General features: G+C 44.4%; 9 protein-coding genes. 8 read left to right on the top strand and 1 reads right to left on the bottom strand.

From position 1 onward, the window contains the following. Positions 1 to 248: 248 nt before the first annotated feature. The 8 genes from HMPREF9144_RS08465 (at position 249) to HMPREF9144_RS08430 (ending at position 9,057) form a co-directional block, all read left to right on the top strand. Positions 249 to 977, top strand: coding sequence for a leucine-rich repeat domain-containing protein (locus tag HMPREF9144_RS08465; RefSeq protein ID WP_006045545.1), 729 nt, complete (start codon positions 249 to 251; stop codon positions 975 to 977). Between the two features lie 297 nt (positions 978 to 1,274). Continuing rightward, positions 1,275 to 2,210 (top strand): transposon Tn4555 protein TnpA, encoded by a 936-nt coding sequence (gene tnpA / locus HMPREF9144_RS08460; protein WP_004292844.1) that lies wholly within the window; start codon positions 1,275 to 1,277, stop codon positions 2,208 to 2,210. Positions 2,211 to 2,351: 141 nt separating this feature from the next. Then, complete coding sequence (locus tag HMPREF9144_RS08455; protein WP_004338318.1) at positions 2,352 to 3,470, top strand: tyrosine-type recombinase/integrase; 1,119 nt, start codon at positions 2,352 to 2,354, stop codon at positions 3,468 to 3,470. A gap of 247 nt (positions 3,471 to 3,717) precedes the next feature. Next, positions 3,718 to 4,575 carry a transposon Tn4555 protein TnpC gene (tnpC, locus tag HMPREF9144_RS08450; protein WP_004339687.1) on the top strand — a complete coding sequence of 286 codons (858 nt, stop codon included), beginning with the start codon at positions 3,718 to 3,720 and terminating at the stop codon, positions 4,573 to 4,575. A 199-nt stretch (positions 4,576 to 4,774) separates the two neighbouring features. After that, positions 4,775 to 5,149 carry an excisionase family DNA-binding protein gene (locus HMPREF9144_RS08445; protein ID WP_004338328.1) on the top strand — a complete coding sequence of 125 codons (375 nt, stop codon included), beginning with the start codon at positions 4,775 to 4,777 and terminating at the stop codon, positions 5,147 to 5,149. Between the two features lie 5 nt (positions 5,150 to 5,154). Next, the gene (locus HMPREF9144_RS08440) at positions 5,155 to 6,252 is read left to right on the top strand and encodes an AAA family ATPase (RefSeq protein ID WP_004348225.1); all 1,098 of its coding nucleotides are present in this window, start codon (positions 5,155 to 5,157) and stop codon (positions 6,250 to 6,252) included. A 3-nt stretch (positions 6,253 to 6,255) separates the two neighbouring features. Beyond that, the gene (locus tag HMPREF9144_RS08435) at positions 6,256 to 7,371 is read left to right on the top strand and encodes a DUF6371 domain-containing protein (RefSeq protein ID WP_004292742.1); all 1,116 of its coding nucleotides are present in this window, start codon (positions 6,256 to 6,258) and stop codon (positions 7,369 to 7,371) included. Between the two features lie 282 nt (positions 7,372 to 7,653). Beyond that, a complete protein-coding gene (locus tag HMPREF9144_RS08430; RefSeq protein ID WP_004292734.1) occupies positions 7,654 to 9,057 on the top strand; it encodes a hypothetical protein in 1,404 nt (467 codons plus the stop codon). A 92-nt stretch (positions 9,058 to 9,149) separates the two neighbouring features. Here the strand turns inward: HMPREF9144_RS08430 and HMPREF9144_RS08425 are convergent, their stop codons facing one another. Beyond that, positions 9,150 to 10,115, bottom strand: coding sequence for a CfxA family broad-spectrum class A beta-lactamase (locus HMPREF9144_RS08425; protein ID WP_004339683.1), 966 nt, complete (start codon positions 10,113 to 10,115; stop codon positions 9,150 to 9,152). Positions 10,116 to 10,186: the final 71 nt, after the last annotated feature.

The raw sequence follows: 10,186 nt of genomic DNA, 5'->3' as shown, positions 1-10,186 counted from the left end.
TATATAACATTAAACATTAATACAGATACGTGAACTAATAAGAATTTTGATAGCTAAAAATATATGAACTAACTAAAAACTTGTTTTTAAGATAGTTATAATAGCTATTAATATAAAAACTTAGTAAAGTATATTGAGAACAAGTTTACCTTCTCTAAAATTAATGTAGTGCAGATTTTGTAGGTAGTCAAGTAGGTTTTTATTTAATCTTATTGACATAATTATTAACTAATTAAAAACAAACTAAAATGAAAAAAGCATTATTATTTACACTATTAAGCTTGTTTGCTTTAATAAGCTATGGTCAGGAAATTACTATTGATGTTACGAAACCTGGAACACTATCTTCGCTTATTGGAGATAAGAAGTACAATATCTCTAATTTAATAATAAAAGGCTCCTTAAATGGAGATGATATTATTACTTTGCGGGATATGGCTGGCATAACAAAAGGAGGTTCACCCTCAAAAGGACGATTATCTAATTTAGATTTGTCAGAAACTTCAATTGTTTCTGGTGGCAATTCTTATATGTACGATTACGGTTCTTATGAACAATATTACACTAAACAAGATACACTTAATACATATTCGTTTTACAATTGTCCGGCTTTGGAAATAATAACTCTTCCTAAAACATTAAAAGCTGTCGAAAAAATGGTATTCAGTGTATGTCCTAATCTTAAAGAGATAAATGTTCCTAATGAAAATACATTTCTAAAATCTGTCAATGGCGTATTGTTTTCATTAGCAGATAGCAAATTACTCCGATATCCTTCAGCATATTCAGGTGGAGACTACACAATACCTAATGATGTTAAGATAATAGGTTATGAAGCCTTTGCAGATTGTCTTAATCTAAATTCGGTTGATATACCTAATAGTGTTACAACTATTGAAGGAGTAGCTTTTACTTTCTGTATTTATAACCATAGAACAACCAAAACTAATCAGAAATATCCGAGTGTAAATCTTTAATTACCAGCATATTCTAAAATTTAACACTTTTCGGTTGCCATTTGTCGCTTCCCAAATTTCCACATATTTTTGAGACGTATTTCTGACGTGGAGAATTTGCGGGGCTTGTTTTTTGTCACACCGTGCAGACAGTTGACAAGGGTTTACAACCGTTTACGACAAGCGACAATAACCGCCCCGATATGCGGAAACAGTCACACTGTGTAGAAAAGCGACAATGGTTGACTTCCGTTCACATCCGTTTACCATTTCAGAGATATAGGATTGAAGAAATGAACCATTAAACGATAAAACGGTATGAAAGCAACCAGAAAATGCAGTTTTTGCGGCAAGTCCTTTGTAACCCGAAGCGGTATGCAAAGATATTGCAGTGAGGCTTGTCAGGCAGAAGCCAAACGAGCCAGAGTGATGCAGAAGAACAACCTCTTCAAAGTCGCCCAACCCTTGATGGAGATACAGCATCAGGAGTATCTCACCTTTTCCAAAGCAGCCATCCTCATGGGCTGTTCCCGACAGTACATTTACAAACTTGTAGCCATCGGCAAGCTGAAAGCCTCACGCATCAGCAACCGCATGGCATTCATCCGCAGAGCCGACATCGAGCAGATGTTGGAGGGCAATCCCTATCACCGCATCCTGCCCGGCAACACCTCCACACCAAGGAAATCATCTTCATCTTCCTTACCTGCCAAAAGAGAAAAAAGGGAAAAGGAAAGCGAAGAAGTGTTGGACTTCTATTCGGGCGAGGAGGTGATGTCCCTTTTTAAGGTAAAGCAGTCATGGCTTTACACTTCCGCCAAGCGTAACCATATCCCCATCTGCCGTATCGCAGGAAAGAACTATTACAGCAAGAAGCATATTGACGAGTTTTTCGGTGTGGCAGTTGATATTAGCGAAATTACCGACTGGCTACTGACCGAGGAGGTGGAGGAACTGTTCGGCATGAAGCCGACCGCACTCCGTGCCTACACCTATCGCCATAAGATACCCACTAAAAGAGAGTACGGGCGTACCTATTACTCCAAATCACATTTGAACGAACTCCGCAGAACTGACCTTGTGAACGATGAACGCTACTATACCGTTGAGCAGGTGCAGCAAATCTATGGTCTTTCGTCAGCCAACATCTGCCATATCGTCAAGGTGAAGCACATCGAAAAGATAAAGGTGGGTGTGAAAAACCTGCTTTTGCGCTCAGATGTGGAGCGTGTCATGGCTGAAAGGAACAAATAACCGTGAAAAATCGGGATTATCGAAAATTATTTCAAAATGATGTATCGTGGAGGTATTCACGGATATTTCACGTTGTTCCTTTGCCATCGGAAACATGGATACAACTCCAAAATGTATACAACCAATTAAAACATAATTATTATGAGTAAATGCAAAACAGTTACCTTGCGTAAGCGCAAGATTAAGAACGGGACACAGTATTCACTATGCCTTGACTACTATCCCGGCTACCGTGACAATGTCACCATGAGAGTGATTACACGTGAAGCCTTAGGAATTTACATCTTCGCCAAACCTGCAAACCAGCAGGAACGGGACTTCAACGCACGCATGATGAAGAAAGCGGTCATCCTGCGCAACCAGCGCTACGAAGCCATTTTCAATGAAAACAACGGCTTTTTTGACAAGACCAAGATGAAGGGCGATTTCCTTGCCTATTTCAAAGGACTGGCTGACCGCAAGAATATCAAGTGGCAGCACGTATACAAGCATTTCCAGCGGTTCGTGAACGGCAAATGCACCTTTGAGGAGGTGGATGTGGATTTGTGCCGCAAGTTCATGGAATACCTGCTTGATGCACCCCAATCCATCCACACCAACCAAAAGCTGCACATCAACTCCGCAGCAGGCTATTGGTCAACTTTCCGTGCCGTGCTGCACACCGCTTACCGTGACAGGAAGATAAAGGAGAACCCAAACGGCTTCTTAGACCGCATCGAGTGCATTCCCACCATCAGGGAGCATTTGAGCCAAGAGGAACTGATACGGCTTGCCGAAACACCCTGTGAGGAGGAGGTCTTGAAAAAAGCTTTTCTTTTCGCCTGTCTTACGGGACTGAGAAAGAGCGACATCAGACAGCTCACGTGGCAGCAGATACAACCATACACCAACGGCAGGATGTTCGTTACCACCCGTATGCAGAAAACCAAAGAAATAGTGCATAACCCCATCAGTGATGAAGCCTATGGACTGCTGGGAGAACGGGGCGAGGGACTTATCTTTGAGGATTTCAAGGACAAGATGCTGCAAGGACCACTCCAACGGTGGCTCACGGCAGCAGGGATAACCAAGAAAATCACCTTTCACTGTACCCGCCACAGCTTCGGAAGCCTGCACGTGGAAATGGGAACGGACATGGCTGTCATCCAAGCCTATCTCGGACATAAGAACATTACCACCACACAAATCTATTCCAAGATAGCAGCGCAGCAGATGTGTCAGGTGGTGGACAAGATAACCTTGAAGCGCAAGGAGGCATAAATGTCTCACATTGACAGGTATTCAGAGGGGCGGTTATGGCTACAAGGCTATAATCGCCCCTCTATGTTTTTGGCTTGATGCCACCATTTATAAGCCCCTCAGAGTATGAAACAGAGTATGATATGATGACATTTCGTGAAATACATTGAAAAAGACCGTTCTAACCGCAAATAACGGGCAGTAATTGGGAAAAATAGCATTAACTTTGCACAAAATAATACAGGAACATTCAATCTCTCAACGAAATATGGAATCATCAATCAAGGACAAATACATCATCTTGGGCTTTGTCGGCTTCGCCATCGTCCTAATATCTTCCATTGCCACGCTGGTAATAGCGGACAGCTTCAACCAAGACAACTTTGTCAGGTGGATAGTATTCGTATGCTGTAACCTGTTGGGATGGTTGCTCTATCTCTCCTTTCAGACACTTATCTTTGATACATACGAAATCTACAAAATCAAGTTCGGCAAGAAAGAAACGATTGCCGAAGCCATAGAGGTGCAGGAAGAACTGTCACAAAATACACTTGAAGAAGCCACATCTGTGCCTGGACCTACATCAGTCCCTGAGCCTGTACCCGAATCATCCCCGACAAAAGAAGAGACACTTATCCAAACACAACCGATAGAGCTTACTATCGCCCCGGATCTTCACGAAAAGAACCGTGCCAATTACGCAAGCAGAGAGCAACGGGAAAAGGAAGAGCGCATCCGCATGGTCATGGAGTATTGCCATTATTACCTGCCTCGCATTGCCGACCAAGAAACCGTGAACCACATCTGTACTGAGGTGGACAAATGGATGAATCTTAACACTTATACCCCGAAGCCCATACAAAGACCGTTTACCAAAGACATCAACAACATTCCACTCCGTCACTTCGTATGGAATATCTCTGAGCGTTTCCTGTACAAGAGATACTACAATGGGGATAACCGTGCCAAGTTCATCAAAGCCCTTTTCCCGAAATCGTTTGCTGATACAGACTTATCAACCATCAAGAATTTCAAGGTAGAGCCGTTAAAGACGGAAATTCCCATTGATGAACCCGAAAACGGCAAACTTGATTTCCACTATCCCGAGGATTATGTGCGGAATTAGGATAATCACGACACCAACGACAACCATCCGGTAACTCATAACCGCCTGTTTTACATCGTTTCCCGAGTAATTTTACCCGTCATTTATGGCTGGGCTTAATTATTCGGGAATTATTTTGCAATGACGTGTCGTGGAGATATTCACGGATATATCATTTCAGTCCTTTGCGCCAAGTCTTACAAAAGAGACGAGTACGCGAATGGAAAAATCAATTCTTACCTTCAACGACCTCCCCGAGGTTGTCGCTCAGCTTCGAGACGAAGTGATGAGCCTGAAAAGCCTGCTCGCCGAGCAGCGCAGTGTGAACAATGCCAAAACGGTGGACACCCACGTGCCCATGTCTGTGGACGAGGCAGCAGAGTATTTAGGTATCCCTAAGGGTACGCTCTACATGAAACTGTCAGAAGGGACAATCCCTGCCACCAAGCCCGGCAAACGCTATTGCCTTTACCGTGACGAACTGGACAAGTGGCTGGAAACCGCCCGAAAGAATCCCATACCGTTGTCAGACGAGGAACTGAACAAGTCCTTATCCTCTTCCCACCGTCGCAAGCCCAACCCACGTAACTGGTGAATGATATGGAAGAGGATAAGAACTATATCAACCTGATACGTGGCGACCTCACAAAAGCATCCCAAGCGCATAACGGTATGCCCGACAGTGTAGGCATGATGAATATCAAGACGGCAAACCAAACCATTCTTGAAGCATCGTTATTGCCTACGCCCCGTGCGCTGTGGGACAGCTTTTGGTACGAGGGGGAACTCTCCTGCTTGTTTGCCGATTCCAACGTGGGCAAGTCCATCCTTGCCGTGCAGATAGCCGACCGCATCGCCCGAACCGACAATGTGCTGTATCTGGACTTTGAACTGTCCGAAAAGCAGTTCCAGCTCCGCTATACCAACGAGCATGGAGAGCTCTACACCTTTCCCGACAAACTCTATCGGGTGTCTATTGACTGCAACCAGCTTTTGGATGCCAACTTTGAGGAAGCTATCATAGGCGGCATTGAACAGATGGCTGTGCAGACCGACTGCAAGATTTTCATCATTGACAATCTTACCTACCTGTGTTGCGCCATGGAGAAAGGCGATGCCGCAGGACGGCTGATGATTCAGCTGAACAATCTCAAAAAGAGATATGCGCTCTCTATCCTTGTCCTAGCACATACGCCCAAACGCTCTTTGGATTGTCCCATCACATCCAACGACCTTGCCGGAAGCAAACGGCTCTACAATTTCTTTGACAGCGTGTTCACCATTGGAAAAAGTGCCCAAGACGGAGGGCTTCGCTATGTGAAGCAGCTTAAAGTGCGCTATGGCACGTTCTCTCATGATGCGGATAATGTAATCGTTTACGAGATTGACAAGGTGGATGCTTTCTTGCAGTTCGTGTTCAGGGGCTATTCCACGGAAAAGGAACACTTGAAAAAATTGGGCGACAATGAATCAAGCCAAAGGGATTGCCAAATTCTGCAACTCTCCCAATCGGGCAAGTCCGTCAGGGAGATAGCCTCACAGGTGAATTGTGGCAAGTCCACCGTAAACCGTATCATCCAGCGCAGCAAAGAGAGTAAAAACGCAGGTGTCCCAAGTGTCCCACTGTCCCAACCCTTAGAGTGTGGGACAATGGGACAGGATGGGACAGCCGACAATCAACCATCAAAAACGGACTAAGCTATGGGCAATTATTCATTACAGAAGTATAAAGGAACGGCAACACGGCATACCTGCCCCAAATGCGGAGACAGGCATTCTTTCGTCTATTACGTGGACGAAAATAATGTGCCGTTGCATCCATCGGTCGGCAGATGTAACCACGAAAGCGGTTGTGGGTATCACTACACTCCGAAAGAGTATTTTCAAGAGCATCCTGAACACAGAACTACCAATGATTTCTCTTTTGACAGGCAAAGAGCAGAGCAGAAGAAAGTGAAGCAGCAAAGTAAGCCGACAGCCATCGGCTATATTCCCCCTCACTATGTGGAGAAGTCGCAAAGCGAGCGTAGCAATTTCTTCCGTTTCCTCTTCACACTCCTTACTTCCTACTATGGCGACAAGGCGAAAGAGGTGTTGAAGCGGTTGTTGGAGGAATACCGTTTGGGGGCTACCCGTGACGGCTCTGTTATCTTTTGGCAGATAGACAGGACGGGCAAGGTACGCACGGGAAAGGTGATGCAGTACAATCCCGAAGACGGACACCGTATCAAGGGAGGACAGACATCGGCAGTGAACTGGATACACAGCATATTGAAAAAGCAGCGTGTGTTGGCAGAGGATTGGCAACTATCCCAATGCCTTTTCGGGGAACACTTGTTGAAAACGCATCCCGACAAGGTGGTGGTCTTGGTGGAATCCGAGAAGAGTGCCGTTATCGGTTCTGCTATCTTCCCCGATTATGTATGGCTGGCTACGGGTGGTAAGAGTCAGATGAGAGAAGAGAAACTCCGTGTACTGTCAGGGCGAACCGTGCTTCTCTTTCCCGATGCCGATGCTTATGCCGAGTGGAAACAGCGAGCCGAGAGCATGTACTTTTGTAAGGTGGTGGTTTCGGACATCATCGAAAGGAATGCCACCCCGAAACAAAAAGAAGCCCATATCGACATAGCCGATTGGATTATCTTTCAGATACGGGAGGGCAAGGTGATGAGTACAGCCAACCACTTGGTCGAGGCTGAGAGAATCCTCCAGCGGATGATAGAGAAGAATCCCGTCCTGCAAAAACTGATAGACGATTTAGACCTTGTGCTGGTCGGTGCATCTCCAATCGGCAACGATGATGAAAAACCTCCCTGACGGAGGAGAGCGGAAGCCGTAGGCTGGAGTTTGCAGACAATGGCTTGCCATTGATATAGCCCACTATAACTACACGCTCCGCTTACGTAGTTGTGGGCTCTCCCGAGGGGATTAGGGTTTTACCCTAATGACCCACTCAGGGCGTTTCTCCCCTGAGAACCCAGAGCAAAGAGTGACCCTCTCTTTGCAATCTCCGCTTATGGGTTGCACCCCTAAGAACCCCATGCGTTTACGGACAGCGGAAAAGCAAACAATAAAGTACAAACCAAAAAACAAGTATCTATGGCAACAAAATCAAGCATACATATCAAGCCCTGCAACATCGCATCGAGCGAGGCTCACAACAGGAGGACTGCCGAATACATGCGCCACATCGGAGAGTCCAGAATCTATGTCGTTCCTGAACTATCCACCGATAACGAACAGTGGATAAATCCCGACTTCGGCAGTCCGGATTTGCGGATGCATTATGACAATATCAGACAGATGGTAAAGGAAAAGACCGGACGTGCCATGCAGGAAAAGGAGCGTGAACGCAAAGGCAAGAACGGTAAAATAGTCAAGATTGCGGGATGCTCCCCCATACGTGAAGGAGTGCTGCTTGTCAGGTCGGACACCACACTGGCAGACGTGCGTAAATTCGGTGAGGAGTGTCAAAGACGCTGGGGAATCACACCGCTGCAAATCTTCCTGCACAAGGATGAAGGGCATTGGCTGAACGGTCAGCCGGAAGCGGAAGACAGGGAAAGCTTCAAAGTCGGGGACAGATGGTTCAAGCCGAACTATCATGCCCATATCGTTTTCGACTGGATGAACCACGAAACAGGAAAGAGCCGAAAGCTCAATGACGATGACATGATGCAGATGCAGACCCTTGCATCCGACATCCTGCTGATGGAACGCGGGCAGTCAAAGGCTGTCACTGGTAAGGAGCATCTGGAACGGAACGACTTTATCATTGAGAAGCAGAAAGCTGAACTGCAACGCATGGATGCAGCCAAACGGCACAAAGAAGAACAGATAAATCTTGCCGAGCAGGAACTGAAACAGGTGAAATCAGAAATACGCACTGACAAGTTAAAGAAGACAGCCACCACGGCAGCGACAGCCATAACTAGTGGAGTTGCTTCTCTTTTCGGGAGTGGAAAACTGAAAGAACTGGAACGTGCCAACGAAAAACTGCAAGACGAGGTTTCAAAACGGAACACCAATATTGAAAAATTGCAGAGCCAAGTACAGCAGATGCAGAAACAGCATGATACGCAAATCCACAATCTCAGAGAAATGCACAGGCAGGAACTTGACATGAAAGAAAAAGAACTGTCACGGCTCGCCAGAATCATAGACAAGGCTTTCAGGTGGTTTCCGATGTTCAGGGAAATGCTGCGCATGGAAAAGTTTTGTGCCATGCTGGGATTCTCTAAAGAAATGACTGAAAGTCTTATAGTCAAAAAAGAAGCCCTGAAATGTAGCGGTAAAATCTATTCCGAGCAACACAGGCGGAACTTTGATATAAAGGATGATATTTTAAGGGTGGAAAATGACCCTGACGATGAAAGCAGGCTGAACCTGACAATAAACAGGAAGCCGATTGCCGACTGGTTCAGGGAGCAATGGCACAGGCTTAGATATGGAGCAAGAGTGCCGCAACAGGAAGAAAGAAAAAGTAGAGGATTCAAATTATAATAGAAGCAATTTGATTAGTAATCTAAAAGCACTCCGATAACGATTAGAGTGCTTTTAGATTGTTTATCATTAATTATCAAAGCAAGTGCAGTTTAAGATTTTACTGAAGTTTGCATTAATAAAGAATATACTACAGCTGATATATGCGCAACATATTGTGACGCTTGTGATTCATTTCCCTTGAAATCCTTAACAAATACCGCTAAGGTATAACTGATATTATTAGGCAGACATATATAGGCAACATCATTGTGAGCTGCAAGAACACCATTTTCATTAACATAACCTGAACCTGTCTTATGCGCTATAACAACCCCTTCTTTATCAAGAAGTGGAGCTGCTATCCTATCTACACCTGTTTTGCATTCTTTTAACGTATTCTTAATGAAACTTTGTTTCTCATCATCGATAAGACCTTCAGTAAACAAACGATTCATCAACATTGCAGCACCAAGAGGAGATGTATAGTTAGAGTAAGCCTTGTTATGGTCAGCCGACATTTCCTCTTCCGTATAAGCTATCTGAAAACTTGAACGAGGAATGAGTGTGGCTATAAAACTATCTGTTTGAGCGACATTAACCATATCCTTAAACATAAGGTTGCTTGCATTGTTGTCACTCTGAGTAAGAGTATAACGCAGCAAATCTCTCACTGTCAATGATATGACTGGCCCTGAATAATCTTTCAGCATAGGACTCCAAGTCTTTGGGTCAAGTTTATCCCTATTTATATTTACTAAGGTATCAAGTGAAATTCCTTTATTGTCAAAGTCATTACAAAGAGCTAATGCCTGATGAACCTTAAACACACTCATCATAGGATAAACACTCTTATTATTGACCTTAACCGTATCTCTGTTATTAACAATAACCGCCACACCAATTTCGCCAGGACAAGCTGAGACAATTTGAGAAATGCTATCAGTCAAAACATTTGTTAAAGGAGGATTTGCGCTATCTTTTGTCGCTGATTTATGGAACAATGAAAATACCAAGATGAAAATGCAAACTAAAGCTATACTCAAAACTACGATTTGTTTTTTTCTGTTTTTTTCCATGTTTATATTATTTATATTTGTTTGACGAGAATATCTTTATTTGCCGACAAAGGTACATAACTTTACGGAAA

The sequence above is a fragment of the Prevotella pallens ATCC 700821 genome (assembly GCF_000220255.1).
Classification (GTDB): domain Bacteria; phylum Bacteroidota; class Bacteroidia; order Bacteroidales; family Bacteroidaceae; genus Prevotella; species Prevotella pallens.
This window is presented reverse-complemented; position numbering and strand designations above follow the sequence as displayed.

What these genes read in the sequence shown, in the direction of transcription:
- HMPREF9144_RS08435 (WP_004292742.1), top strand. Translation starts at nt 6,256, where the DNA reads ATGGGCAATTATTCATTACAGAAGTATAAAGGAACGGCAACACGGCAT.
- tnpA (WP_004292844.1), top strand. Translation starts at nt 1,275, where the DNA reads ATGAAAGCAACCAGAAAATGCAGTTTTTGCGGCAAGTCCTTTGTAACC.
- HMPREF9144_RS08465 (WP_006045545.1), top strand. Translation starts at nt 249, where the DNA reads ATGAAAAAAGCATTATTATTTACACTATTAAGCTTGTTTGCTTTAATA.
- tnpC (WP_004339687.1), top strand. Translation starts at nt 3,718, where the DNA reads ATGGAATCATCAATCAAGGACAAATACATCATCTTGGGCTTTGTCGGC.
- HMPREF9144_RS08425 (WP_004339683.1), bottom strand. Translation starts at nt 10,115, where the DNA reads ATGGAAAAAAACAGAAAAAAACAAATCGTAGTTTTGAGTATAGCTTTA.
- HMPREF9144_RS08430 (WP_004292734.1), top strand. Translation starts at nt 7,654, where the DNA reads ATGGCAACAAAATCAAGCATACATATCAAGCCCTGCAACATCGCATCG.
- HMPREF9144_RS08455 (WP_004338318.1), top strand. Translation starts at nt 2,352, where the DNA reads ATGAGTAAATGCAAAACAGTTACCTTGCGTAAGCGCAAGATTAAGAAC.
- HMPREF9144_RS08445 (WP_004338328.1), top strand. Translation starts at nt 4,775, where the DNA reads ATGGAAAAATCAATTCTTACCTTCAACGACCTCCCCGAGGTTGTCGCT.
- HMPREF9144_RS08440 (WP_004348225.1), top strand. Translation starts at nt 5,155, where the DNA reads ATGGAAGAGGATAAGAACTATATCAACCTGATACGTGGCGACCTCACA.